We start from the raw sequence: 25,793 nt of genomic DNA on the forward strand, positions 1-25,793 counted from the left end.
ACGGGGCAGGGATCGGCCCAATGGGTGATCCCTGCCCCGCGCCAGTGAATTGGCCGGAGGTGTTAGACCTTGGCGGCGGTGCGCAGGTCGGCCACGGCGTCGGTTTTTTCCCAGCTGAATTCGGGCAGCTCGCGGCCAAAGTGGCCGTAGCACGAAGACTTCTGGTAGATCGGGCGCTTGAGGTCAAGACGCTTGCTGATGAAGTAGGGGCGCAAGTCAAAGACGTCGCGCACGGCCTTGGTCAGCATCTCGTCAGAAAGTTCGCTGGTGCCCTGCGAGGAGACAAGCACGCTGACGGGTTGGGCCACGCCGATGCAATAGGCGATCTGCACTTCGCACACTGGGGCGAGGCCCGCGGCAACCACGTTTTTGGCAATGTAGCGGCCCATGTACGCGCCGGAACGGTCAACCTTGGAGGGATCCTTGCCGGAAAAAGCGCCGCCGCCGTGGTGGCCGCTGCCGCCGTAGGTATCCTGGATGATCTTGCGGCCGGTAAGGCCGCAGTCGCCCATGGGGCCGCCAACCACAAACCGGCCCGTGGTGTTGATGAAAATTTCGCAGGCTTTTTCATCAAAATAGCCGGAGGGCTCCAGAATGGGGCGGATGACGTGTTTTTTTACGGCTTCGACCACATCAGCCTGGCTGGCGCTGGCAGCGTGCTGGGTAGAAACCACCACGTTGTTGATGCGCACGGGCTTGCCGTCCTGATATTCAAAAGAAACCTGGGTCTTGCCGTCGGGACGGAAAAAGTTCACCGTGCCGTCCTTGCGCACCTTGGCCAGCTGCTGCGAGAGCTGATGCGCCCAGTAGATGGGGGCGGGCATAAGGGTGGAGGTCTCGTTGCAGGCAAAGCCAAACATCATGCCCTGGTCGCCCGCGCCCTGATCTTCGGGCTTTTCGCGCAGCACGCCTTGCGCGATGTCGGGCGACTGGTGGCCGATGGCGTTGATAACGGCGCAGGTCTGCCAGTCAAAGCCCATATCGGAGCTGTTGTAGCCGATGCCCTTGATGGTTTCGCGCACAACATGGGGCAGGTCGGCGTAACCGCTGGTGGTGATTTCGCCTGCGATAACGGCCATGCCGGTGGTCACCAGAGTCTCGCACGCCACGTGGGCGTTGGCGTCCTGCGCCAGCAGCGTATCAAGGATGGCGTCCGAGATCTGGTCGGCAACCTTGTCGGGGTGGCCTTCCGTGACAGATTCTGAAGTGAAATAATACCTGCCCTTGGTTTGCATATGATTCTCCTTGGGCGCTCGCGTCAGTGCGGCGCGGGTTTATGAACGCAGCAGTATGTTGTCGATAAGCCGGGCTTTACCCATGCGCACCGCGCAGGCCATAAGCGCAGGGCCATCGACCTCGCTGAGCGGCGTTATGGATTCCGGGTGGACAATACTGAGGTAGTCCAGCCGCCCCATGGGCAAAAATTCCGCCCAGCGGCGCAGCACTGTTTCACGCAGCAGCTTGACGCTGGTTTCGCCGCTTTGCGCCAGCTTCTGGGCGTAGAGAAGGGCTTTGCGGATTTCGGGGGCGTGGGCGCGTTCTTCGGCCGAAAGGTAGACGTTGCGCGAGGATAGCGCGAGCCCGTCTGCTTCGCGTACGGTTTCGCGGGTCTCGATGCGCACGGGCACATCAAGGTCGCGGACCATGCGGCGTAGGATGGCCTGCTGCTGCCAGTCTTTTTGCCCAAATACGGCCACGTCCGCGCCGGTAAGCATAAACAGCTTGAGCACCACGGTGCATACGCCCCTGAAATGCACAGGCCGCGACAGGCCGCACAGACCGCGTGAAAGTTCGGGCACTTCCACCCATGTAGCGTGGTCAGGCGCGTACATGGCGCCGGGTTGGGGCATAAAGAGGATGTCCGCGCCCTGGCTGCGTGCGATTTCAGTATCTCGCTCGGTGTTGCGGGGGTATGCGTCCAGATCCTCGCCGGGGCCGAACTGGGTAGGGTTGACAAAAAGGCTCACCACCAGCCGTTTGGCCAGGGTGCGCCCGTGGGCCATGAGGTCTTCATGTCCCTGATGGTAATAGCCCATGGTAGGAACCAGAGCGATGTCGTCGCCAGCTCTGTGCCAAGCCTTGCATTGGGCCGCCAGTTCTTGGGGATTTGTTAATATCTGCATATCAAGGTATTGTGATATTGTTTATGGAGCAACATATATACACGCGAGCCGTCAGCTTGTAAAGATTCCGCCCAGGCAAAGAAACAGAGCCGCGCGCTGGGGATGCTTGACCCTGCCTGCCGCTGTGGGCATAACAGCCGATGGGGGTATATATGCTGAAACCGTTTTACCAGGGCAAGTTGGATACATTCTGCGCCATCTATGCAGTGCTCAACGGCCTGCGTTTGACCCACAGCATCCGCGTGCTCAAGGCTCGCGACATCCTCAACGAAACTCTGATGGGCCTTGCAGCATCGCCGGAGGCCTTCCGCGCCGTGCTGGAGCAGGAAACAGACTACTGCAGCCTGGTGGACGGCATGCTGCGCATACAGGGCAGGGCTTTTCCCCTTGAGGTACGCCAGCCGTTTACAGACGATGACGATCCATCTGTGGAGCAGGTCTGGGATTGCTGCCGTACATGGCTTGCGCCGGGCAGCGGCCGCGCCGTGATCTTTCGTTTTTTGCGCCACCTCACCCTGGACGGCCCGCCGGTAAACCGCCACTGGACCACAGCAGACGCGCTTGCGGGCGACGTGCTGCATCTGTTTGACTGCAGCCACGAGGCCGAGGCTATCCTGAATGTACGGAAGGACAGCTTTGTGACCCGTGCGGACGACATCTGCGAGGGCAAGCTGCTGCATATCCAGCCCTACACCATTCGTTTGCTGCGTCTGCCGCTGTAAGAAATTACGCAAACCTGATGGGGCGGGCCTGCGCCGGATTTGGCCTGGTTTTTGCGGCGCGCCCGGTGCCCATGCCCTCGCTGCCGCCAAAAAAAGCCCCTTGCGGGGCCGTGCGGTTGCTGCTTTGGCGGGGTAAAGGGGCGCGGGGCGGCCCCGGTACAATCAGTATTCCCTGGGGGGGGCTTCGTTGCTGATGGGCAGGCCCAGGCGCACGGCGTCTGCCTTTAGCTGCGGGTGCACCCAGAAGGCCTTTTCCTGCACAAAACTGAGCACTTCAAACTCCGCAGTATCCACCGGGCGGGAATAATAGAAGCCCTGCGCGCAGTTGCAGCCGCTGTTGAGCAAAAAGCGGGCGTGCTCCTTGGTTTCCACGCCTTCGGCCACAATGGACATGTCCAGGTCGCGGGCCAAGGCAATGGTGTCGCGGGCCACAATCTGACCGCGCTGATTGTTTATGCCGTCGCTGATAAAGGCCCGGTCGAGCTTGACCACGCTGAACGGCAGGTCGCGCAGCGTGCTCAGGGACGAATAACCAGTGCCAAAGTCGTCCATGGAAAAAACAAAGCCCGCAGCCCGCAACTCGTTCATGATCCGTATCAGGCGCGGCTCGTTGGCAAAAAACGCGCTTTCGGTCAGTTCCAGCTCCAGCATGTGACGCGGCAGGTTGTACTTGTTCAGGAGGCTGACAAGCTTGTTTGGCAGGTCGTCGTCATTAAAGTGCAGGCGCGACATGTTTACCGAAATGGGCGTGGGATCGTACTTTTTGTCCAGCCATGTGCGCAGTATCTGGCAGGTCTGGTCCCAGATGTGGGAATCGAGACGCACAATAAAACCGTTGCGCTCAAAAAGCGGAATAAACCGACCGGGCAGAATGAGCCCGTCAGTGGGATGCTGCCAGCGCACCAGGGCTTCGGCCCCCACAATGCGGCCGCTCGATATCTGCACCTTGGGCTGCAAAAAAAGCCGGAACTGGCCTTTTTCCAGCGCCTCGTACATCTGGTCGGTGATATAGCTCTCGTCGTGCAGCTTTTTGCGCAGCGCTTCATCATAGAAGGCAAAATTGACAATGTCGCTGCCCTTGACGGTTTTTTGCGCCAGATAGGCCCAGTCGCACAGAATGTGGGCTGGCGTGCGGGGATTTTCCACCGGGCAGATGCCAAAAAACAGTTTGACCCTGAAGGTGTCCGAGTAATGCTCAAGGCGTAGCGATAACGCCTGAACAAACTGCAGCGCACGTTCTGAGCCGCCAGCAAGGCATACGGCAAAAACGTCGGCGGTAAGCCGTGCAAAAACCTCTTTTTCGGGGGTAAGGCGCTGGCGCACAAGGCGGGCTATGCCCCGCAGCAGGCGGTTGCCTTCTTCCAGACCAAAGGATTCGTTGATGCCCTTGAACCCGGCCACGTCAAAACGCAGTATGCAGTACTGCTCGTGAGCCCGGTTTTTTACGAGCTTGTCGATTTTTTCAAAAAACGTCTGGGTGTTGTATGCGCCGGTGAGGGGGTCGTGCTCCGCCCGCAGACGCAGGGCCTGCTCGCTGCGCGTGGACGCGTCCACATCGTTGAGCGTGCCTATGTAGCGATCGTTTGATTCTCCGTCGTCAAGTTTGGTGTAGGTGACCTTGCACCAGATGTACTGGCCGTCGCGGCGGCGCAGGCGAACGTTTATCTCGCCAGACCGGATGCCCAGGGCCAGACGCGCCAGACAGGTGTCAAAGGGCTCCATGTCGCCGGCATAGAGAACGTCGTCCTCGCGCCAGACATCAAAGGGATTGCGCCCGTCATAGTCGCCAGCCAGCATCTCGGGTATGCGCGGGCTCAGGTAGGTAAGGTCTTTGCCGCGCCACTCAAATACAAGGGTGCGGGTGTGGTCGACCACAGCCTTGTAGCGCAGCGCGTCAAGCTTTTGCTGCAAGAGATGTTCGTTGTCGTGCCCCATCTCGTCAGTGTCGTGCCTGCTTTGCATATCTTCGGTGCAGACAAGGTACATTTGTCCTTCGCCGTGTCGCAGCGCGGCAAAGGCAATGATGCGCACCCAGCGGTACGAGCCGTCCAGGGCTTTTTGGCGAAGATCCTGAGCCGCAAAGGCGGGCGTGCCCGCCAGGCGTTTTTGCAGGCCCTGGGCGGAAAAAAAGCTGGCAAAAAGCCCGGCGTCTTCGGGGTGCACCCGCGCGGCAACGTCCGCCCGTATTTTTTCAGAAAGCTGCAACGCAGGATCCGCAGGGGCAAAATGGGCAGGATTGTGGTAGATATTGCTAAAAATATCAGTTTCAAAATCAATGAGGCTGATGTCGTCATAGTGGCTTTGCAGCGCTGCGATCGGATAAATCTTCCCCGCATCTTCCACAGACTGTCCGCCATCTGTCGCAATGGCTGAAGTGGCAATATTTGCAGGGGAAAGTATTTTCATGTGGTTCCGCCTTGCGGCATTACAATCTGCGAGAGGGGTGTTCAACAACAAATTATATCTAACACCAGAAGTATCGTTTTGCAAATGTTGGCGGTTGCATGGACAGGAGCCGGCCGCGCGGCCCTCTTTGCATGGCGGATGACAATCGGCCCGCCCCTCTGTATTGTGCCCCGATGACAACCGTAAAATTTGCCGCATCTCTTAAAGTCTGGTCACTGAGTCTTGGCTGCCCCAAAAACAGGGTGGACAGCGAGCGTCTGCTCGGCTCGCTGGGCGTCGCCGTGCAGCATGTGGAGCACATGGGCAAGGCTCGCCTGGTATTCATCAATACCTGCGGGTTTATTGACCCCGCAGTGCGCGAATCTGTACGCGCGGTGGTGGATGCCGTACAAAGGCTCCAAAAGTGCAAGGTCAAGCCCCTGCTGGCCGTTGGCGGCTGCATGGTGGGACGTTATGGCGCTGCGGAGCTGGCAGCCGAACTGCCCGAAGTGGACGTGTGGCTGCCCACCGCCGACATCCCGCGCTGGTCTGCCATGCTGGCGGCGGCGCTGGGCTTGCCCAAGCCGCCTGTGCATATCCCCGGGGGAGGCAGGCTGCTTTCCACCGGTCCTTCGTACGCCTGGCTCAAGGTGGGCGAGGGCTGCAGGCACAAGTGCGCTTTTTGCACCATCCCCTCCATCCGGGGCGGACTCAAATCGCTGACTGCCGACGACATCGCCGACGAGGCCCGCGCGCTGCTGGCGCAAGGTGTGCGTGAGCTGGACCTTGTGGCGCAGGACCTCACCTCGTGGGGAGTTGACCTTGGCCTCAGGCACGGACTGCCGAGCCTGCTCGAAAAACTGGTGGGGCTTGAAGGGCTGGCGTGGCTGCGCCTGCTCTACCTCTACCCCAGCGGCGTTACGCCGGAGTTGCTGCGGTTTATCAGAGACTGCGGCGCGCCCTTGCTGCCGTATCTGGATATCCCCCTGCAGCACGCGCATCCCGATGTGCTGTCGCGTATGGGGCGGCCCTTTGCGGGCGACCCCCGGCGCGTGCTCGACGCTGTTCGTGCGGTGCTGCCCGACGCCGCCTTGCGCACGACCTTTATTGTGGGCTACCCCGGCGAAACCGAAGAACATTTTGAGGCACTGTGCCGCTTTGTGGAAGAAAGCCGCTTTCAGCATGTGGGGGTGTTCGCCTATCAGGCGGAAGACGGTACGGAGGCTGCAACCCTGCCCGATCAGGTGCCGGACGAGGTCAAACAGTGGCGACGGGATTCGCTGATGGAAATTCAGGCCGACATCAGCAACCAACTGCTGGCGGCCCATGTGGGCAGCCGCATGCAGGTGCTGGTGGACGCCCCGCACCCCGACTGGCCTGGTCTGCACAGCGGGCGGGTGTGGTTTCAGGCGCCCGAGGTGGACGGCATCACCTATGTGAGCGGACCCGGCGTTGCGCCCGGAGCGCTGGTGGAATGCGACATTGTGGAGAACAGCGACTACGACCTCACCGCGCTGGCCTGAGCCCGCTGCCAAATAACGGGGTAAACCCCAGTCCAAAATATCCCCGAAGGGCGCGAGCCCTTCGGGGATATTTTGGGAAACGTGCTGAGCACGCCCTCAACCAGTATTAACCCTGGATCAGGTTCATGGCCATCTTGGGCATGCTGTTGGCCTGCGAGAGCATGGCAACAGACGACTGGGTGAGGATTTGGTTGCGGACGAACTTCGTCATTTCCGTGGCCACGTCCACGTCGGAAATGCGGGATTCTGCCGCCTGCAAGTTTTCAGCCTGGGTTGTAAGGTTGGAAACGGTGTTTTCCAGCCTGTTTTGCAAGGCACCCAGGTGCGCCCGGATCTTGTCCTTGGAAACCACGGCATTGGTAATGGCAACGAGAGCCTTCTGCGCCGCCTCCTGGGTCGAGATGGTCTTGCCGTCGGACGTGGAGTCAGCCTGATCGCCTACGCCCAGAGCCGAGGCGGTGCTCGTGCCGATCTGGATGTAGTAATAGTCTTCCGCCGAGTCGTTGGCAGAGCCAAAGTGGACCTTCATCTTGCCCGTGGAGGTCATCTTGCTGCCGTCGTGCGTGTCACTTGACAGATTGCCGTCCAGCAGGTGGATTCCGTTGAAGTCCGTGGCATTGGCGATTCGGGTAATTTCCGAAGCCATGGCCTGGTACTCCGACTCGATCATCAGACGCTGGGTGGAATCGTACGTGCCGGTGGCAGCCTGTTCGGCCAGTTCCTTCATACGGGTCAGCTTTTCGTCGATGACGCCGAGGGCGCCGTCAGCTGTCTGGATGAGGGAAATGGCGTCGTTGGCATTACGCACACCCTGCTGCAGAGCAGTGATGTCGGTACGCATCAATTCGCGGATGGCGAGGCCAGCGGCATCGTCCGCCGCGGAGTTGACGCGCAGGCCTGTGGACAGACGTTGAGTCGAAGTCTGCAGGTCGCCGTAATGCTTGGTCAGGTTATTGGCAACATTAGAAGCCATTGCATTGTGATTGATATACATGACATTCCTCCATGAATGTTCTGTCTGCCCGGCGGCGCACTGCGCGCGCCCGCTTCCATGCGGACTGCCGCCGTTCATCCCGCAAATGCGGGGAAAAAGTTTATCAAAACCGGCCTGCGGTCAGCTATGCCGACCCAGACTGTAGCCTTAAAACGACAGGCGCTTTTGCCAATCTGATTCGTGGCTTCAGAGAGGCAATATTTGCCTGAAAACCTGCACTGCGTTTACAGCAGGATTCATGCCAGAAAATTTCATCAGGGGCGTCAAGATACTGTCAGGCTAATGGCAATCAGCTGCCCACATGGGTTATGCACAGGGTATTGACAGCAATAACGATATGATTATCTACAGGATATAAAGATTTACACAGGAGGTTTGCTATGAGCAATAATCTTCGTATGCTGCCCGGTCGCTGGTTTGCGCCTCGCGATGCCGCATTTTGTGTAAACAGCCCTTCGGGTATGCCCTTGCGTGATGAAATTGACAGAATTTTTCAGGGTTTGTTCAACGGGATGGTCTCGCCGTGGGGCGAGAGCGGCCGCTTGCTGCCCGCAAACAGCGATGGCCGCGAGCAACCCTTGACGCCCCGGCTGGATATGACAAGCGACGACGCGGCCTATCTGCTGCGCATAGAATTGCCGGGTGTGGAAGCGGACAAGGTCAACGTGGCCGTTCAGGACAAGGAGCTTGTGATCTCTGGCGAAAAACAGCGAGAAACAGAAGAGAAAAATACCGATCAATACATCCGCGAGAGGGTGTTTGGCTCGTTTCAGCGTATGCTGACCTTGCCGGACGACGCGGACGTAGAGGCCATAACAGCCGCATATAAAAACGGGGTGCTCAGCGTGACGGTTCCCCGTAAGGCTCTGGCCGAGTCAATGTCCAAAAAGATAGATATCGTGCGGGAATGATGCTTGCGGCCAGCACTGCGTAAGCAGTGTGCTGGCCGCAGGGTTTGAGGGGCAGGGAGCGTTGGCGCGCTCCTTGCCTTTTTTTGCAGGTATGCGTCAAACAAAAAAAGCCGAACCGCGAGCGGTTCGGCTTTTTGTAAATCTGGTTGGTTGCGGCCTTAAAACTCTCCCCAGTCTCGCGGCCAGTTACGGGCTGTTGCCCTCCACCACCTGGTTTTACCGCTAGCCAGAAATCAGCGTCATGGCCATCCTGGGCATGCTGTTGGCCTGCGAAAGCATGGCCACGGCAGACTGGGTGAGAATCTGATTGCGGACGAACTTCGTCATTTCCGTGGCAACGTCCACGTCCGAAATGCGCGATTCCGCCGCCTGCAGGTTTTCGGTCTGGGTGCTCAGGTTGGAGATGGTGTTCTCCAGCCGGTTTTGCAGCGCGCCCAGGCTTGCCCGAATCTTGTCCTTGGAAACCACGGCATTGGTGATGGCCACCAGGGCCTTTTGCGCCGCTTCCTGCGTGGAAACGGTGATGCCGTCCGTGCCGGTAGCCTGGTTGCCCACGCCCAGAGCCGAGGCGGTGCTCGTGCCGATCTGGATGTAGTAATAGTCTTCCGCCGAATCGTTGGCCGTGCCAAAGTGAACCTTCAGCTTGCCGGTGGCCGACATCTTGCTGCCGTCGTGCGTGTCGCTTGACAGGTTGCCGTCCAGCAGGTGGATGCCGTTGTAGTCCGTGGCATTGGCGATTCGGGTAATTTCCGAAGCCATGGCCTGATACTCCGACTCGATCATCAGACGCTGGGTGGAGTCGTACGTACCGGTGGCGGCCTGTTCTGCCAGTTCCTTCATACGGGTCAGCTTTTCGTCGATGATGCCCAGGGCGCCGTCGGCGGTCTGAATGAGGGAGATAGCATCGTTGGCGTTACGCACGCCCTGCTGCAGGGCGGCGATATCGGTACGCATAAGTTCGCGAATGGCCAGACCGGCGGCATCGTCCGCTGCGGAGTTGATGCGCAGACCCGAGGAGAGTCGCGAGGTTGAGGTTTGCAGGTCGCTGTAATGCTGGGTCAGGTTGTTGGCCACTTGAGAGGCCATGCTATTGTGATTGATATACATACATTCCTCCATGAATGCTGTACGTCCCAGGCGGCGCGAAATGCCGACGCGTCCTTGCGTGCTACCGCCTTTTGTCAACTTAATCGGCGCGGGCGCAAAAAGTATTAGGGGGCTGTGGCACTTTTGACGTGCGGGCATAATAGCCAAAAACTGGCTTGTAGCGCCAATTTTTGGCAGATACGCCCAAAACGAGCTGGAGGAAAAGAGGAAAATTTTTCCGCACTGCCCCGCGCGAGCATATTTTGCCGGGTTGCCCGTCGGGGCGGGCAAGGCTTCCGTGGTTGTCCGCGAAGGCCGGGAAAAAAAGCGGCGGGCGTTGCAAACGCCCGCCGCATAGCGACAGTGTCGGCTTCTGCCTGGGGCAGAGCCTGCATGCGCGGGGCATGCGAGCCGTTAGCAGTCCTTGCCCACCATGAGCAGCAGCCGCAGCAGCTGGTTGGTGAAGCCGGATTCGTTGTCGTACCAGATAAGCAGCTTGACCATGGTGCCGTCGAGCACCTGGGTGGAAAGCGCGTCGACCACGCCGCCGTAGGTGCTGCCCTTGTAGTCTATGGACACCAGCGGTTCTTCGGAAAAGCCCATGTTGTCGGTCAGGACGCCCTGGCTGGCGGCCTGCAAGGCCGCGTTGACGGCGGCGGCGTCACAGGTTTTTTCCACTTCGCAGGTCAGGTCCACCAGCGAGCAGTCAAAGGTGGGCACGCGCACCGACATGCCGTTGAGCCTGCCTGCCAGCTCCGGCATGACCTGCTCCACGGCCTTGGCGGCGCCGGTGCTCGAGGGCACCATGGACACGGCGGCGGCACGGCCGCGACGCCAGTCTTTATGGGTGCCGTCCAGAATGCGCTGGCTCATGGTGTAGGAGTGGATGGTGGTCATGAGCCCGTGGCGAAAGCCAAAGGTCTCGTGCAGCACCTTGACCGCAGGGGCCAGACAGTTGGTGGTGCAGGAGGCGGCCGAGATGATGTTGTGCTGCGCGCCGTCGTAGGTGGCGTGGTTGACGCCCATAACGATCATGGCGTCCACATCCTTGCCGGGTGCGGAGATAACGACTTTTTTGGCGCCGCAGGCCAGGTGCTGGGCGAGACCTTCCCTGTCCTTGATGGTGCCGGTGGTTTCCACGGCCAGGGTTACGCCCAGGCGTTCCCATTCCCATTCGCCCGCCTTGCAGCGGGTAACGGCGATGTGGCGGCCATTGACGATGATGCCGTCTTCATCGTGATCAACCGTGCCCTGAAAGGTTCCGTAGGTGGAATCATACTTGAAAAGATAGGCCAGCGCGGCATTGTCCGCGCGGGCGTTGATGGCGGCGATCTGAATGTCTTGATTGTCGGCCATAAGACGCAGCAGATAGCGGCCGATGCGGCCAAAGCCGTTCATTCCAACTTTCACGGGCATGATTCGCGCTCCTTGGGGCGGTAGTGATTAGGCTTTATTTGAAGATCCCATGACATTGCGGATCTTGTGGGCCACCATGTTTTTGACGGCGTCGCGCGCGGGGGTCAGGTAGGCGCGCGGGTCAAACTGATCGGGGTGTTCGGCAAGGTACTGACGGATGGAGGCGGTGACAGCCAGGCGGATGTCCGTATCCACATTGATTTTGCACACGCTCATGCCTGCGGCCCTGCGCAGCATGTCTTCGGGCACGCCCCTGGCTCCGCCCACCTGACCGCCAAACTGGTTGCACTGGCTCACAAATTCCTGCGGCACGCTGGATGCGCCGTGCAGCACCAGGGGGTAGCCCGGCAGCTTGTCGCCAATGCGGGCCAGACGGTCAAAATCAAGCTTGGCTTCGCCCTTGAACTTGTACGCGCCGTGGCTCGTGCCGATGGCGACGGCCAGCGAGTCGCAGCCGGTGCGGCTGACAAATTCCACAGCTTCGTCGGGGTCGGTGTACACGTGCTCGGCGGACTGCACATGTTCTTCAATGCCCGCAAGCTTGCCCAGTTCGGCTTCAACCCACACGCCGCGCGGGTGGGCGTAGTCCACAACCTGTTTGGTCAGGGCGATGTTTTCTTCAAACGGCAGGTGCGAGCCGTCGATCATTACCGAGGTAAAGCCGCCGTCGATGCAGTCGCGGCACATTTCAAAGCTGGGGCCGTGGTCGAGGTGCACCACGACGGGGATGGAGGGGTCGAGCGCCAGGGCTGCTTCCACCAGCTTCATGATGTATATCTGGCCGGCATATTTGCGCGCGCCCGAAGAAACCTGAAGGATGACAGGCGATTTTTCCTCGGAGGCCGCGCTCATGATGCCCTGTATGATCTCCATGTTGTTGACGTTGAAAGCGCCAATGGCATACCCGCCCGCATGGGCGGCAGCGAACATTTCTTTGGGATTGATAAGAGGCATGGTTTCCTCCAGAGGGTCTGGCATTGAGGACGGTAAAAACACAGTTGTCATCCGAAAATGACAAGTATGAACATATACCAATTTGCCGCAAAGGGGAATGCCTGCAGCCCGACAAAGAGGCTGACTTTCCGCTGCCCCGGCTGTGCCCTGCACCGGCCGGGCCGCGCATGCGCATATGTCCGTGCGCGGCTGTAGCGTACAAGGGGCGGCAGCGTCAAGGGGCCTTTGCCGTTTGTCTATTTTTTCGGCGAGTTGTGGCCATCGCCCCAGGTTTGCGCCGCAACGGCGGGGCTAGCCCAGCCGCATGCCCTCCAGCGCCTGCAAGCCCTCGGCATCGGTAAAGTCAAAACGCAGCGGGGTCAGGGTTATGTATCCCCGGTTGAGCAGGTCTTTGTCCGAATCGGGCTCTATGGATTTCTGGGGAATTTCGCCTTCCAGCCACCAGTAGGGCGCGCCGCGCGGATCGAGGCGCTCCGTGTAGGTGTTTACCCACACCGCGCTGGTCTGGGGGCAGACGCGCAGGCCTTTGACGTCGTCCAGCGGGCAGGCGGGATAGTTGACGTTGATCACCCTGCGGCGGCCCAGCCGCGACCAGTCGATGCGTTCGGCCAGGGCGATCAGGTGCCGGGCCTGCGGCAGCAGGTCGCCGTTTTTTACCTTGCAGCAGTCGTGCGAGACGGCGATGCTCGGCAGGTTTTCGTGCGCGGCCTCCGTGGCCGCGCCCACCGTGCCGGAATAGAGGATGTCCGGGCCAACGTTGGGGCCCGCGTTGATGCCAGATATGACCATGTCGGGCTTTTTGGGCAAAAGCTGCCCAAGGGCCAGTTTGACGCAGTCGGTGGGTGTGCCGTAGATACCTAGGCCCTTGAAGTCGGGTTCTTCAAATTCCATGGCCCGTACGGGCTCAAATACGGTCAGCGAGTGCCCCACGCCAGACTGCTGGCTCATGGGCGCCACAACATGCACAGTATGCCCCGCCTCAAGCAGGGCTGCGTACAGCGCGCGCAGGCCGCGCGCGCGGATGCCGTCGTCGTTGGTCAAAAGAACGTCCATTTGACAATACCTCGGAAAGAAGGGAAATTCGCCCTAAGGCCCGCGTGTTTTCAGTGTTTGGAGCGGCCCTGCCATTTCAGGAAGCCTGGCCGCATGGGCCATGCCCGCGAAGCAAAAAGCATATGCCCGGCGCAAAGGCGCGCCGCTGGAACGATATATGGAAAAAGGCTGTTACGTCAAAGATATTGCCCCCGCCTCGGAGGCGCGCGGCATCTTCGTGATTACCCAGGCGGCGCAAGGGCAGTCGCGCAACGGGCCATACTGGCGGCTTACGCTTGCTGACGCAAGCGGCAGCCTTGAAGCCAAGATATGGCACCCCCTGAGCGCGGAGTTCAGCGAACTGGCCGCAGGCACGCTGGTGTGGGCAGAGGGGCGCGCTGGCCTGTACCGCGATCAGGTGCAGCTCACGGTAGAGCAGATGCGCATGCTTACTGAAGAAGAATGCGCATCGGTGGACCATGCGGCCCTTATGCCTGCCAGTCCCTTTCCGCTGGATGAAATGCTTGATGAACTGCTTGATCTCATCAAGAAAGAATTTGTCTACCCGCCGTGGCGCAAGTTTGTGCAAGGCTTTTTTAACAACGACGAGCTGCGCGCGGCCTTTCGGGTCTGCCCTGCAGCCAAGGGCGTGCACCATGCGTATGTGGGCGGCCTGCTTGAGCACACGCTGAGCGTCTTCAAGCTTTGCCGCCGCATTGCCGATCATTATCCGGAGCTGGACAGACAGACGTTTCTTGCGGGGGCCCTGTTCCACGACATGGGCAAGATCCGCGAATTTTCTGGCGGCATCGCCAACGATTACACCGATGAGGGCCGCCTGCTGGGGCATCTCATGCTGGGCATTGAAATGCTGGAGCCGTTTCTGGCTAAATCGGGGCTGGAGGAGCCGCTGCAGCGGCATCTCAAACACCTGATATTGAGCCACCATGGCGAGCTGGAGTTCGGCGCGGTGCGCGTGCCGCATACTCCTGAAGCCATGGCCCTGCACTATGCCGACAACCTGGACGCCAAGATGGCCCAGTGCCGAGGTCTGTTTGCCCAGATAGAGGGCGACGGAGAGGCCTGGACCCCGTGGCAGGCTACGCTGGGGCGACCCGTGCACCGGGCCGCGCGTACGCCGGACAACGCCGCCCCCGCAACCCGCAAAAAAGCGGTGAAAGAAGAATGTTTATCACTTTTGAAGGTATAGAAGGCGCGGGCAAGTCCACGGCCATCAACTATCTTGCGGGTTTTTTGCAGGAAAACGGGCTCGACCCCCTGTGCACGCGCGAGCCGGGCGGTTGCGCACTTGGGCGCAGCCTGCGTTCCATCCTGCTTGACGCCCGCACGCGCGAGCTTTCAAGCCGGGCGGAGCTGTTTCTGTTTCTTGCGGACCGGGCGCAGCATGTGGCGGAGATTGTCCGTCCCGCGCTGGAATCGGGGCAGACGGTGCTGTGCGACCGATATACCGATTCCACACTGGCCTATCAGGGCTATGGACGCGGCCTGGATACAGAGTACCTGAGCAGGCTCAACCAGGCGGCCACAGGCGGCCTGCAGCCGGAGCTCACCCTGTTGCTTGATCTGCCCGTGCGCTGCGGGCTTATGCGCGCCGGCGAGCGCAACAGGCAGGAGGGGATGGTGGTTTCAGAGGGGCGTTTTGACGCCGAAAGTCTCGATTTTCACGAGCGGGTGCGTCAGGGGTTCCGGGCGCTGGCCGAGGAAGAACCCGATCGCTTTGCCATCGTCGACGCCTCGCAGCCGCCGGAAGACGTGGTTCTGCAATGCCGTTCGGCCATCGAGTCGCATTTGCGGCAGCGGGGCAGGGGGCTGGAATAATATTTGCGGCGCGGGCGGGGCATGCGGCCCCATCAGTGCCGCGCCTGCCATGCGGGTTTTGGCGCGGTATGCGCGCCGCCAAGGAGAACTTATGTACGAATGCTATACGCTTGAACTGGAAGGCTCGGCCCTGCGCTTTGCACCCCGCAAGGATGGCGGCAAAGATCTGGCCTATCTGCCCGGGCAGCCGCCCAAGGGCTATACCCTGATCAATCTCATCGGCGACCCCGCCCTGCTGCACTGCGCCATCTTTCGCAAAGAGGAAGGCCCGGGCGGCTTTTTTGTCATGCACGACACCGAGGGCGTGCTGTTTATGGCCGTGGCGGATACCAACCTGACCTACGGCATGGGCCTTGCGCACATGGGCCGCATGGTGACGTACGCCCGTTATGGCGCGGACATATTTGAAGAACTGTCAGAAGATGATGGCTGATACCGCTCTGGCCCCCCTGGCGGCGGGCCGCAGACTGGGCGTGGTGTTTTTTCCCGCCTTTGACTGGGCCATTTCCGAGACCCATCCGGAACGGGAAGAGCGCCTGCTCTACACACGCGACCAGCTGCTTGAAGAAGGCCTGTTCGACATCCCCGGCATTACGGAATACCGCCCGGCTTTTGCCACATATGCCCAGCTTGAGCGCGCGCATTTCTGCCTGCCTTCGGCAGCGGCGGTGAGCACCGATTCGCACCTGGCTTCGGCGGGGGGGGCCATCCGCGCCGCCCAGCTGGTGTTTGAAGGGCGCGAGCAGCGGGCCTTTGCCCTGGTGCGGCCTCCGGGCCACCACGCCATGCGCGTGGTGCACGGCAACCGGGGCTTTTGCAATATCAATAACGAAGCCGTCATGGTGGAGTATATCCGCGACCACTATCCGCGTCCCGATGGCCGCCCCCTGCGCATCGCCATCGTGGATACGGACGTGCACCACGGCGACGGCAGCCAGGATATTTTCTGGAACGACCCGCACACGCTGTTTATTTCGCTGCATCAGGACGGGCACACCCTGTACCCCGGTTCGGGTTTTCTGCCGGAATGCGGCGGCCCCGGCGCGCTGGGGCGCACCGTCAATATCCCCCTGCCGCCCGGCACCTCGGACGAGGGGTATCTGTACGCCATTGAACATGCGGTGCTGCCCATTCTGGAAGATTTCAAGCCCGACCTGATCATCAACTCCGCTGGGCAGGACAACCACTTTACCGACCCCCTGGCCAACATGAAGCTTTCGGCCCAGGGCTATGCGGCGCTCAATGCCGCCCTGCAGCCCAACATAGCGGTGCTTGAGGGCGGGTATTCCATACGCGGGGCGCTGCCCTACGTGAATCTGGGCATCTGCCTTGCGCTGGCTGGCATGGACGCCTCGGAAATCCGCGAGCCGGGCTGGACGCCGCAATCCACGCGCCAGCACCCGCAGGTGGGTGAATACATCGCCCATCTGTGCCCGCAGGTCAGGGACGTATATTTTCATCCCCCGGCGCGACCCTCGGAGGGCGCGGAAGAAGACGGCTGGTGGGTGCGCCGCAAGCATATCTTTTATGATACGGACATGCTGCGCGAGGGGCAGACAGAAGCTTGGCGGCTGTGCGGTCAGTGCTCCGGCCTTGGACGCATCGAGACGGCCTCGGAGCGGGTGCCGCGTTCGCTGTGTCTGCTGGTGCCGCGCCATGCCTGCCCGCAGTGCCGGGCAGAAGGCCGAGAGCTTGCCGCGCAGGCACACAAAAGCGGGCGGTACGCGCATGTGCGCGTGCTGGACGGCGACGCCGCAGACCCTGGCGAGACGCAAAAAGCTGGGGAATGAGCAGGAGCGGACAGTTTTTATGCCGCGACCTGTTGACGCCGGAACTTTTACGGGCCATAAGGCCGGTTCCGCGCGCGGCGTAACAGGCTTGTCACGCCGCTCGGGCAGTATGGTTGCCGGTGCGGGCAGAGGCGTTCATCTGTTAATCGCCGACGTCGCCGCAGGCAATCGGCGCTCGCAGGCGCATCGTATGAAAATGGCGGCGCGGCCATGCCGTGCAGTGGTATAGGACCTCTTCCATCACGGAGAAGGAACATGTCTCATATTCTGATTATTGGCGCGGGCGGCGTAGGCAGCGTTGTGGTGCACAAGTGCGCGCAGGTGCTCAAGGAAGGCGGATTTTCAAAGGTGACGCTCGCCAGCCGCACCATTGCCCGCTGCGATGCCATTGCGCAAAGCGTCAGGACGCGTCTTGACGTTGAAGTGGCCACCGCTCAGGTGGACGCGGACAACGTGCCCGAGCTCTGCTCCCTCATCCGTCAGGTCAAGCCTGACGTGGTGTGCAACGTGGCCCTGCCGTATCAGGACCTGCACATCATGGACGCCTGCCTTGAATGCGGCGTGCACTATGTGGATACGGCCAACTACGAGCCGCTGGATACCGCCAAGTTTGAATACAAGTGGCAGTGGGCCTACGACGAGCGCTTCCGCGAGGCCGGGCTTACGGCCCTGCTCGGGTCGGGTTTTGACCCCGGCGTCACCAACGTGTACGCGGCCTGGGTGCTCAAGCACCAGCTGGACGAGGTACACGTGCTCGACATCATCGACTGCAATGCGGGCGACCACGGCCAGCCCTTTGCCACCAACTTCAACCCCGAAATCAATATCCGCGAGGTAACGGCGCGCGGACGTTACTGGGAGCGCGGCGAGTGGGTCGAAACTGATCCGCTTTCCTGGTCCATGAACTTTGACTTCCCCAGCGGCATTGGCTCCAAAAAGTGCTTTCTCATGTATCACGAGGAGCTGGAATCGCTGGTAAACAACCTCAAGGGCATCCGTCGCGCGCGTTTCTGGATGACGTTTTCCGAGAACTACCTCAACCACCTCAAGGTGCTCGGCAACGTCGGCATGACCCGCATCGACCCCGTGAAGTTTCAGGGGCAGGACATCGTGCCCATCCAGTTTCTTGCCAAACTGCTGCCCGACCCGGCCTCCCTCGGCCCCCTGACCAAGGGCAAGACCTGCATCGGCGACCTCATGCGCGGCCTCAAGGACGGCAAGGAAAAGACGGTCTACGTGTACAACATCTGCGACCACGAAGAATGCTACGCAGAGGTTGGCTCGCAGGCCATTTCGTACACCACGGGCGTGCCCGCCATGATAGGCGCCAAGATGGTGGCTCAGGGACTGTGGCGCAAGCCCGGCGTGTGGAATATGGAGCAGTTTGACCCCGATCCCTTCATGAAGGATCTCAACGTCTACGGCCTGCCGTGGCAGTGCCTGGATGTGACCGGCAAGATATAGCCAGCGTACTGGTTTGCTTATTGCGAAATTCCGGCGTCTGCCCAGGCAGGCGCCGGAATTTTATTGCTGGCGACCCCGGCGTCGCTGCTTGTCAGGCATTGGGGATACCGCTAATTTATTGGTCATACGAATCCGCACGGGATTGCGGCAAGCTCTCCGCAACCCCGCGTAGCGGCACGTCCCAAATGAATGCCAAAGTCCCTCGGCGGCTTACGCGGCGGGTACGACGCAACGTGCGTATGGCAAGGTATGCCGGATGATTGCAAAAACAATTCTTATTTTTTTTCTAAGCATCTCCTGTGCCGGAATGCTGTATGCCCTGAGCTATTCGTCGCGGATAGCCCGGTCGAACGGGTATGCGGCATTTATGTTTTTGTTCATGGCAATTTTCATATATTCTGTCGGCTATATATTCGAGCTTTCGTCAACCACCCCCGAAACCATCTATCTCTCCTTAAAAATAGAGTATCTCGGCGCGCCGTTCATACCGGTGCTCTGGTTTGTTTTTGCCATTTATTACAACAACCACGCCATAAAGAGCAAAACCCTGCTGGCCCTGCTGTTCGTGATTCCGGTAATAACCGTTGTCATGCTCTATACCAACGGGTACCACCACGTTCATTACAAGACCTTTGCCGTGGACGACAGCGGCCCCTTTCCCGTTGCCGCGACACAAAAGGGCTGGTGGTATTATATTGATTTTATTTACAAGATGCTTCTTGCCTTTGCCGGTCTTGGCCTGTTTGCCGTGGCTTACGGCAAGGCCTCGGGCTACCGCAAGCGTCAGGCCAAGACCATCTTTATCGGGGCGTTTTGCATCTGGACAGGCAATCTGCTGCAGACCCTGGGCCTTGCCCCGTACGGCATTGACATCGAACCTTTTTTTCTCTCGGCGGCGCTGCCCCTGAGTGGGTTTGCCATGTCGCGCCTGCGCATGTTCGACCTTGTGCCCATTGCGCGCGACAAGGTTTTTAAAACCATGAGCGCCAGCGTTATCGTGCTCGACGACAGGCAGCGGGTGGTGGACTTTAATGACAGCGCGGTTTCCATACTGCCCGCCTTGTCGGACGACGCGGTAGGGCGGCATGTGAGGGCCGTGTTTCCTGCAGAAACGACGTTTGACATCGACGGGCTGGTGCAAGAGGAGGCGGCGGAGATATCCTTGCCGGTGGGCGGCGGCATGCGCTTTTACAAGGTTTCCTGCGCCAGGGTGGCCGCTTCGGGGCATAATTCCGGCCTGATCATCTCCCTGTACGACGTCACCGAGGGTAAGGAGATGCTCGAAAAAATGCAGCGCATCGCCTCACGGGACGCGCTGACGCAGGTGTTCAGCCGCTGGTATTTTATGGATGCGCTGCAGCACGAGGTTGAGCGCTGCAGGCAGGCCGGCGGCCGTCTGAGCTTTATGCTGCTTGATATTGACCACTTCAAACTGGTTAACGACAGCTACGGCCATATGGCGGGCGACAACGTGCTGTGCGGCATTACCCGCGTGCTCCGGCAGGTGCTGGGCGCGGGGGCCATGCTGGGGCGCTATGGAGGAGAGGAGTTTTCCATACTTTTGCCAGGCATGGGGCAGGCGGAAGCCGTGGCGGCGGCCGAGCGGCTGCGGCAGGCGGCTGCGGCTGCGGAAACCCGCTTTGGCGGCGTTGCCGTCATGGTGACGATCAGCATCGGCGTTGCGGAGGTTGCCTTTGCGCCCGGCGCTGCGCAGGGCATGTCCAACCTGCAGCTTTGCGACGCCCTTATCTTGGCGGCGGATACAGCCCTGTACCAGGCAAAGCAGGATGGCCGCAACAAGGTGCGCTCTACAAGCCTTGCCTACGGCGTGCCGGGGGATGCGCAGCCATAAAAATTGCCCCGCAGGCGCGGGGCAATTCGGGCGGCAGTCCGCCGCAGTGCAGCCCGGCATGACGCCGGTTTTTTACGGCCTACAGAATAATGGTCACCAGAATACAGAAGAAATCTGTTTCATGAGCAATGCACCTGCCGGGTTTATGCGTACTTGCGGCTTATTTCGTCCCCGGCTTTTTCGACGTCTTCGCGCATCTTGACGCGGGCCTCGGCGATGCGTTCGTTGAGTTCGGGGTCGGACACGGCCAGAATCTGTGCGGCCAGCCATGCTGCGTTGCGGGCCCCGGCCTTGTCGGTGGCAACAGTGGCGACCGGGAAGCCAGGAGGCATCTGCACCGTGGCAAACAGCGCGTCCATGCCGCACAGCGCGGCGCTGGAAACGGGGATGCCAATGACCGGGCGCGTGGTGCGGGCAGCCACAGCCCCCGCCAGATGCGCGGCCATGCCGGCGGCGCAGATAAACACGCGCGCGCCCTCGGCCTCGTGGCGGCGCACCAGTTCTTCGGTGCGGTCGGGGGTGCGGTGAGCGGAGCTTACGGTAATAAAAAAGCTCACACCCAGGCTTTTAAGAACGTCGACGCATGGGCTGACCTTTTCCTCATCCGACTTTGAACCCATCAGGATGACCACTTGCGGCATAGTGCTTCCTTCCTCTCATGCGGCGCTGCGCGCCGGATACGCTTGAACAAAAAAATCGTTATTTACCTGCAAGACGGCGGATGCCCTTTTCGCCAATGTCGGTACGGTTAAACCCGCCCTGCATGCGAACTTTGGCAACACCGGCATAGGCGGTCTTTTTGGCTTCGGCCAGGCTGTCGCCCAGAGCGGTGACGCACAGCACGCGCCCGCCGTTGGACACGAGCGAGCCGTCCTTGATGGCGGTTCCACTGTGAAAAACCTTGACTCCGGGCACGCTGTCGGCGTCTTCAATACCTTCGATAGGCAGGCCCTTGGCGTACGAGCCGGGGTAGCCCTTGGCCGTTATCACCACGCCCAATGCGGTCTGGCTGGTCTGGCCGAGGCTTGCGGGGTCAAGCTTGCCGCGCACGGCGGCCATCATGATGGCGGGCAGGTCGCCGTCAAGGCGCATGAGCAGGGGCTGGCATTCGGGGTCGCCAAAGCGCACGTTGTACTCCAGCACCTTGGGGCCCTGGGCGGTCATCATCAGCCCGGCGTACAGCACGCCCACAAAGGGGTGGCCGTCCAGGGCCAGCTCGCGCAGGATGGGCCGCACGGTGAGGTCGGCCATTTCTTCCAGCATGCTGTCGGGCAGCACCGGGGCCGGGCTGTATGCGCCCATGCCGCCCGTGTTGGGGCCTTCGTCGTTGTCAAAGACGCGCTTGTGATCCTGGGCAGAGGGCAGGGGCACGGCGCGCACGCCGTCGCACACGCAGAGAAAGGAGGCCTCTTCGCCCACCAGGCATTCCTCAACCACCACCAGATTGCCCGCATCGCCAAAGGCGCGCTGGGTCATGATTTCGTCGATGGCGTCCAGCGCTTCACGTAGGGTCTGGGCGATGATCACGCCCTTGCCCGCCGCAAGGCCGTCGGCCTTGATAACCAGAGGCGCGCCCACCTTGTTGATGTGGTCGCGCGCCGCCTGCGCATCGCTGAACACCGCGCAGTGGGCGGTGGGCACGTTGGCGCGGTTCATGATTTCCTTGGCAAAGGCCTTGCTGCCCTCAAGCCGCGCGCCGTAGGCGTCGGGCCCAAAGCTGGGAATGCCCGCCTCGCGCATGCGGTCGACCACGCCAAGCGTCAGGGGCAGCTCCGGACCGGGAATGACGAGGTCGATATGCTCCTTGCGGGCAAAAGCCAGCAGGCCGTCCAGGTCGTCCACAGCGATGGGCACGTTTACGGCCCCCTCGCTGCTGGTGCCGCCGTTGCCGGGCGCCACAAACACGGCGCGCACTTCAGGGCTTTGCAAAATTTTCCAGACCAGGGCGTGTTCGCGGCCGCCAGAGCCGATCACAAGGATGCGCATGCTTTACTCCAAAAACTGTTGTCCGTTTGATTGCCAAGGTTGTAAGAGCGGCAAAACCTGGATGGGTTTTGCCGCTTGAGAGTGTTGATACTGTCAACACGACCGGAAATCAGGAGCAGGCTGCGGCTGTGCCGCGCCGCAAGCGACTGATTTCCGTGCCTTCCCGCCCGGCGGCCTGGCCGACGAGGGCGGCGCAAACCCCGCGAAGCGGAGTTTGTCATCAGTCTGGAGCGGCAAAACCCGGATGGGTTTTGCCGCTTTGATGGTTGGCTATTGCCTGAGCTGCGGCCTGGCCGACAGCTCAAATCGCGCTGCGTCCGCAGCAGATAAAAACGGCCCCCCGCGCTGGCGAGGGGCCGCATACCCCGCTAGTTGGGGCTTACTTCAAAGTCGCTCAGGTCCGCAGGCACGTTGGGGTTGGTGGCCGAAACGTCCAGGGGATAGGCGGTGATCATGCACTGGCGGCTGCCAATGCCAAGATCAGGCGAGGTGTTGAGGCCCACAACAAGGTCAAGGATGCCGTTGTTGTTCACGTCGCCGAGGTCAACTTCGGCCACGGAGCCACGGATGCGGCGGGTCTTCCACTTGAGGCCGAGGCCCACGCCGTCCCAGTACAGGGCGTGAACTTCACCCTGCGGGAAGAAGCGGTAGCGGTCAAAGAACTGCGCAGCAGTAGAAATGGGCTTGTTGACGATCAGCGTATAGTCGCCGGTGTTGCCGATGTCGGCGGCGATAAGACGCATGGGGGCGTAATACTTGCTGGGCAGCTGATAGTTTTTGTCAATGCCAAGGCCGGGCATGCCCTTGTAGTGGTCCATGCCGGTGGCGGAGCCGGAGTAGCGCTCCATGGTGGTATGCACAAGGTTGTTGCTCATGCCCTGGAAGAGCTTGATGCGCTCGTCGTCGGTCAGCATGACGAGCTGCTCGCCCTTGCCGCTTTTGCCGCCGGGCAGCCATACGCAGTTAAAAACGGTAGCGCCCGTGGGCAGGTCAATGCGGGTGCCCATCGTATACTTGCCGTCCTGCTTGGTCATGATGCGCACGCCGGGGGCAAAGAGCTTGAGCGAGTCCCAGGCCTGGCCCACAAGGGTGGGGGCGTAGGTGGGGGGCACGCGCATGACGCTCACAAAATAGGGAATACGCTCGGCAATGGTCGTGAGCTTGTTGCCCTTGAAACTGTAAATGTACGAGTAGGGGCGGTTGGACGTGTCTTCCGTGGTGGTGATCACCAGGGCCATGCAGCGGTCGCGGTTGAGGTCGATGGCGCGCATGGAGAAGTTGTTGTTGGAGCGCGAGACGGTCGTCTCGGCCAGCAGCTTGAGCTGTCCGTTGGCGGGCCAGGAGTAGATGCGCAGGTCGTGGTCGCTCAGAATGGCGACTTCGTTTTTGCCGTCGCCGTTAAAGTCGCCCACGGCCATATCGACCATGTTGTAGGGCAAGCGCTGGGTGCGCAGGCGCGAACCGTCTTCAGCGCCAGCGCCCTGATAGCGGAACTGCGGGTTCAGGTAGACCTTTTGCTGGCCGGTTTCGTTGGTAACGATGTCGCTGTTGGCCGTGGCGCCGCGCGGCGAGGAGGAGGCGGTGGAACCGGGGGTGCGCACTGCGCCTGACATGCCAAAAACTTCCTGGCTCATGGCTGCGGTCAGGTTCTGCACGCTGTTGGTCAGCTCGCTCACCGGGCCCTGGGCGGACTTGCTCCAGGTCTGACCGGACTTGTCGACGCTGTTGACAACAACCGTGCATTCGTTGCCCATGACGTTTACAGAACCCCAGATGGCGTTGTCCGCCCCGGAGGAGCGCAGCGCCTGCTGGGCTTCTGCCTGACTGGAGGCCTTGGCCTGTCCGGCGCGGGCTTCGAGCATGCCGGGCCGGTCAAGACGGCCCTGTATGGTGGCCGGTACGGCCTTGGAAAGATAGGCGTAGCTCTGGGGGGCATTGACCGTAAACGGCAATACCACAGCGCTTTTTGCTGCGGCGCTGACGGCGCCCGCAGCAACGGCCACGAGCAGCAGGCAGACCGAAAAAGTCAGTCGCATGGCGAATTTCATTCCATTCTCCTTGAGTATTCACGCAAATACCCGGTAAAGTACGGCCACCCGGGCCGCTGTGGCGACCAGCCGGTTCACGCGGTCAAAAAACCGCAGCCCGGCACGCCCGCACCCGCGCACTATACGCACACTTGCCGCGCCACGCAATACGCAAGGCCCCCTCCGCGCAGGCGCGCGGGCATAAATAGGCATAAATTCCTTGCGGGAAGGACGCGCTGCCCATACTATGCCGCATGCCCAAGATTCTTTCGCGTTCTTTTCGTCTGGTGTGCGCCCCGGAACAGATACCCGCCGTGGAGGCCCTGTTGCGCGCGCAGGGGTATGAATTTGAGCCGGAGCCTTTTTCGCCGCTCTGCCGCCGTCTGGTGGACGAGCCTCGCCCCCTTGGCGGTTCACTGGCGGCTTTTTTCGGCTACATTTATATTCAGGACCGTTCGTCCATGCTGCCGCCCCTTGCCCTTGCCCCGGCCACGGGCAGCGCCGCGCTGGACATGTGCGCCAGCCCCGGCAGCAAAACGGGTTTTCTGGCCCAGCTGGTGGGGCCCACGGGTTTTGTGCTCGGCAACGAGCCGTCGCCCACGCGCCTTGGCACCCTGCGGGCCAATCTGCATCAGCTTAATCTCATTCAGGCGGGCACGTGCTCCTACAGCGGCGACGCGCTGCCACTGCGGCCCGGCTCGTGGCAAAACATCCTGCTTGACCCTCCATGCTCCGGCTGGGGAACAGCGGAAAAACACCCCCAGGTGCTCAAACTCTGGCAGGGCGACAAACTTGACAGTCTTACGGGCCTGCAGCGGCGGCTGTTGCGCCATGCGGCCTCGTTGCTTGGGCCCGGCGGTCGGCTCGTGTATTCCACCTGCACGACCAACGTGGACGAAAACGAAGCGCAGGTGCGCTTTGCCGAGCAGGAGCTGGGGCTTGAGCGGGTGCATCTTGAGCCCTTTGCCGGTTTTGTGTGGGAGGAGTTGCCCGGCGGCGAGGGGACGCTGCGCGTGGACGGCGCGCGCTCGCAGGCCCAGGGGTTTTATGTGGCCCTGCTGCGCAAGCCGGGTCAGCCCGCCGGGGATGTAAATTTTGAGGGCAGCGCCGTACCGGCGGCAAGCGCCGCGACGCAAGCGCCCGACATGTACGCGCAGCCCCGGCTGGAGCAGCAGTTTGACAGACGCGGCGCAATGCGCGGCGGGCGCAACTGTGGCGGCGGCCCTGCGGCGCGGCAGTCCGAGCGCCCCCTTGGCAGCGTCCTGCCAGCGCAAAGCCTGGCCTGCGCAACGTGCGATCCCGCCTTGCTGCCGCCGGGGCAGGCCGTGCTGTATGGCGAACATGTGCGCTTTGTGCCGCCTCACGCTAAAGGGCTTGTCCCCGCCGGGTGCGTGTGGCAGGGAGCGCTGCTTGGCAAGCTTTGCGGCGGAGTTCTGGATGCTGCGCCGAGGCTGCGCCTGCTCATGCCGCGCAATGCCGGGGCCGCCAGCCTGGTGCTGGACGACGTGGCCGACATTACGGCCCTGCTGTGCGGTCAGAGCCGCCAGACGGGCCTTGCCGGGCGCGAAGCCGCGCTGTGGTGGCGGGACATGCCGCTGGGGCGCGTGGTGCTCAAGCAGGGCAGGGCCGTAGCCAGCTTTAAATAACTCTGCGGCAGGGCTGCGGGGCAATCCTGCGGCCCTGCCGTGT

21 protein-coding genes are annotated in these 25,793 nt (G+C 61.1%); 10 read left to right on the forward strand and 11 right to left on the reverse strand.

Annotation, left to right across the window (positions count from 1 at the left end; all coding sequences use genetic code 11):
• Positions 1 to 62: 62 nt before the first annotated feature.
• Positions 63 to 1,235 (reverse strand): methionine adenosyltransferase, encoded by a 1,173-nt coding sequence (gene metK / locus DDIC_RS00540; RefSeq protein ID WP_136398637.1) that lies wholly within the window; start codon positions 1,233 to 1,235, stop codon positions 63 to 65.
• 39 nt (positions 1,236 to 1,274) lie between these two features.
• Positions 1,275 to 2,123 carry a pantoate--beta-alanine ligase gene (panC, locus tag DDIC_RS00545; RefSeq protein WP_136398638.1) on the reverse strand — a complete coding sequence of 283 codons (849 nt, stop codon included), beginning with the start codon at positions 2,121 to 2,123 and terminating at the stop codon, positions 1,275 to 1,277.
• Positions 2,124 to 2,275: 152 nt separating this feature from the next.
• On the opposite strand from panC, the gene DDIC_RS00550 reads away from it, so the two are divergent.
• On the forward strand, positions 2,276 to 2,845 hold the full coding sequence (locus DDIC_RS00550) for a hypothetical protein (RefSeq protein ID WP_136398639.1): 570 nt from the start codon (positions 2,276 to 2,278) through the stop codon (positions 2,843 to 2,845).
• A 162-nt stretch (positions 2,846 to 3,007) separates the two neighbouring features.
• Here the strand turns inward: DDIC_RS00550 and DDIC_RS00555 are convergent, their stop codons facing one another.
• Positions 3,008 to 5,251: a putative bifunctional diguanylate cyclase/phosphodiesterase gene (locus tag DDIC_RS00555; RefSeq protein ID WP_136398640.1), complete on the reverse strand. Its 2,244-nt coding sequence runs from the start codon at positions 5,249 to 5,251 to the stop codon at positions 3,008 to 3,010.
• Between the two features lie 173 nt (positions 5,252 to 5,424).
• Here DDIC_RS00555 and rimO point away from each other — a divergent pair, with 173 nt between their 5' ends.
• The gene (gene rimO, locus DDIC_RS00560; protein ID WP_136398641.1) at positions 5,425 to 6,753 is read left to right on the forward strand and encodes a 30S ribosomal protein S12 methylthiotransferase RimO; all 1,329 of its coding nucleotides are present in this window, start codon (positions 5,425 to 5,427) and stop codon (positions 6,751 to 6,753) included.
• A 106-nt stretch (positions 6,754 to 6,859) separates the two neighbouring features.
• Here rimO and DDIC_RS00565 read toward each other — a convergent pair whose 3' ends face one another.
• Positions 6,860 to 7,747, reverse strand: coding sequence for a flagellin (locus tag DDIC_RS00565; RefSeq protein ID WP_136398642.1), 888 nt, complete (start codon positions 7,745 to 7,747; stop codon positions 6,860 to 6,862).
• Between the two features lie 380 nt (positions 7,748 to 8,127).
• Between DDIC_RS00565 and DDIC_RS00570 the strand changes: the two genes are divergently transcribed.
• Positions 8,128 to 8,658, forward strand: coding sequence for an Hsp20/alpha crystallin family protein (locus DDIC_RS00570; RefSeq protein ID WP_136398643.1), 531 nt, complete (start codon positions 8,128 to 8,130; stop codon positions 8,656 to 8,658).
• Between the two features lie 222 nt (positions 8,659 to 8,880).
• On the opposite strand, the gene DDIC_RS00575 is transcribed toward DDIC_RS00570, so the two are convergent.
• The 4 genes from DDIC_RS00575 to surE form a co-directional block, all read right to left on the reverse strand.
• A complete protein-coding gene (locus DDIC_RS00575) occupies positions 8,881 to 9,765 on the reverse strand; it encodes a flagellin (RefSeq protein ID WP_136398644.1) in 885 nt (294 codons plus the stop codon).
• A 393-nt stretch (positions 9,766 to 10,158) separates the two neighbouring features.
• Positions 10,159 to 11,160 carry a type I glyceraldehyde-3-phosphate dehydrogenase gene (gap, locus tag DDIC_RS00580; protein WP_136398645.1) on the reverse strand — a complete coding sequence of 334 codons (1,002 nt, stop codon included), beginning with the start codon at positions 11,158 to 11,160 and terminating at the stop codon, positions 10,159 to 10,161.
• Between the two features lie 27 nt (positions 11,161 to 11,187).
• Positions 11,188 to 12,114 (reverse strand): class II fructose-1,6-bisphosphate aldolase, encoded by a 927-nt coding sequence (gene fba, locus DDIC_RS00585; protein WP_136398646.1) that lies wholly within the window; start codon positions 12,112 to 12,114, stop codon positions 11,188 to 11,190.
• Between the two features lie 291 nt (positions 12,115 to 12,405).
• Positions 12,406 to 13,167: a 5'/3'-nucleotidase SurE gene (gene surE / locus DDIC_RS00590; RefSeq protein ID WP_136398647.1), complete on the reverse strand. Its 762-nt coding sequence runs from the start codon at positions 13,165 to 13,167 to the stop codon at positions 12,406 to 12,408.
• Between the two features lie 157 nt (positions 13,168 to 13,324).
• Between surE and DDIC_RS00595 the strand changes: the two genes are divergently transcribed.
• The 6 genes from DDIC_RS00595 to DDIC_RS00620 all read left to right on the forward strand — a co-directional run bounded on the left by DDIC_RS00595 (position 13,325) and on the right by DDIC_RS00620 (position 20,091).
• The gene (locus DDIC_RS00595) at positions 13,325 to 14,356 is read left to right on the forward strand and encodes a 3'-5' exoribonuclease YhaM family protein (protein ID WP_136398648.1); all 1,032 of its coding nucleotides are present in this window, start codon (positions 13,325 to 13,327) and stop codon (positions 14,354 to 14,356) included.
• Positions 14,332 to 14,985, forward strand: a complete 654-nt coding sequence (gene tmk / locus DDIC_RS00600; protein ID WP_136398649.1) for a dTMP kinase — start codon at positions 14,332 to 14,334, stop codon at positions 14,983 to 14,985. Before DDIC_RS00595 ends, tmk begins: the two co-directional genes overlap by 25 nt.
• A 91-nt stretch (positions 14,986 to 15,076) precedes the next feature.
• A complete protein-coding gene (locus DDIC_RS00605; protein WP_136398650.1) occupies positions 15,077 to 15,418 on the forward strand; it encodes a hypothetical protein in 342 nt (113 codons plus the stop codon).
• Positions 15,408 to 16,775, forward strand: a complete 1,368-nt coding sequence (locus DDIC_RS00610) for a histone deacetylase family protein (protein WP_247647507.1) — start codon at positions 15,408 to 15,410, stop codon at positions 16,773 to 16,775. The genes DDIC_RS00605 and DDIC_RS00610 overlap by 11 nt, the downstream gene beginning before the upstream one ends.
• A 255-nt stretch (positions 16,776 to 17,030) precedes the next feature.
• The gene (locus DDIC_RS00615) at positions 17,031 to 18,239 is read left to right on the forward strand and encodes a saccharopine dehydrogenase family protein (protein ID WP_136398651.1); all 1,209 of its coding nucleotides are present in this window, start codon (positions 17,031 to 17,033) and stop codon (positions 18,237 to 18,239) included.
• A 256-nt stretch (positions 18,240 to 18,495) separates the two neighbouring features.
• Positions 18,496 to 20,091: a histidine kinase N-terminal 7TM domain-containing diguanylate cyclase gene (locus DDIC_RS00620; protein ID WP_136398652.1), complete on the forward strand. Its 1,596-nt coding sequence runs from the start codon at positions 18,496 to 18,498 to the stop codon at positions 20,089 to 20,091.
• Between the two features lie 143 nt (positions 20,092 to 20,234).
• On the opposite strand, the gene purE is transcribed toward DDIC_RS00620, so the two are convergent.
• The 3 genes from purE to DDIC_RS00635 form a co-directional block, all read right to left on the reverse strand.
• Positions 20,235 to 20,732, reverse strand: a complete 498-nt coding sequence (purE, locus tag DDIC_RS00625) for a 5-(carboxyamino)imidazole ribonucleotide mutase (RefSeq protein WP_136398653.1) — start codon at positions 20,730 to 20,732, stop codon at positions 20,235 to 20,237.
• A 58-nt stretch (positions 20,733 to 20,790) separates the two neighbouring features.
• Positions 20,791 to 22,077: a phosphoribosylamine--glycine ligase gene (purD, locus tag DDIC_RS00630; protein ID WP_136398654.1), complete on the reverse strand. Its 1,287-nt coding sequence runs from the start codon at positions 22,075 to 22,077 to the stop codon at positions 20,791 to 20,793.
• Positions 22,078 to 22,445: 368 nt separating this feature from the next.
• Positions 22,446 to 24,125, reverse strand: a complete 1,680-nt coding sequence (locus tag DDIC_RS00635) for an FG-GAP repeat domain-containing protein (RefSeq protein WP_136398655.1) — start codon at positions 24,123 to 24,125, stop codon at positions 22,446 to 22,448.
• Between the two features lie 233 nt (positions 24,126 to 24,358).
• On the opposite strand from DDIC_RS00635, the gene DDIC_RS00640 reads away from it, so the two are divergent.
• Positions 24,359 to 25,750, forward strand: coding sequence for an RsmB/NOP family class I SAM-dependent RNA methyltransferase (locus DDIC_RS00640; protein WP_136398656.1), 1,392 nt, complete (start codon positions 24,359 to 24,361; stop codon positions 25,748 to 25,750).
• Positions 25,751 to 25,793: the final 43 nt, after the last annotated feature.

It is taken from the genome of Desulfovibrio desulfuricans (assembly GCF_004801255.1).
GTDB lineage: Bacteria > Desulfobacterota > Desulfovibrionia > Desulfovibrionales > Desulfovibrionaceae > Desulfovibrio > Desulfovibrio desulfuricans_C.